Annotated in this window: 1 protein-coding gene; it reads left to right on the top strand. The window is 52.9% G+C overall.

Going from position 1 to position 361, the window contains the following annotated elements:
* Positions 1-264, top strand: a 264-nt coding sequence (locus tag AC3XQU_RS23295) for a hypothetical protein (RefSeq protein ID WP_489876525.1), incomplete at its 5' end; no start/stop codon positions are given.
* Positions 265-361: the final 97 nt, after the last annotated feature.

Here is a 361-nt window from a genome sequence, read left to right as displayed (position 1 = left end):
AACAACTGGCTGTTGGGTGTGCAGACTTTGGGCTGTCTGCTGCGTGTAAACAGCATACAAAGAAATCTTAGGGGAGCCCTAAATGTCGAGGCTACAGTCTTGGCGATCCGTAGCGCTCATCATGAGCTAAAGGAGAGGCTTTATGAGATTGGTCTCTACCAAAGCGGCCTCATAGGTCACGAGGTTGAAGATGAGGAATTGGAAGATTTCGATCCTGAGTACGATGAAGACGGTGGCGAAAGCGATGACGCGCTTCACTTTTAGCTCGGGCAAGACCTGAGGCCAGTCCTCAGCGCTCGTGACTGAATCGACCGCTGCGGGTTGAAGGCGCCGTCTTAAGGCCAGGTCAAGCGTCGATTCC

Source organism: Telluria sp. AZSoR62, from assembly GCF_058111565.1.
Note: the sequence above shows the minus strand (reverse complement) of the source record. Positions and strands in the feature narration are given on the sequence as shown.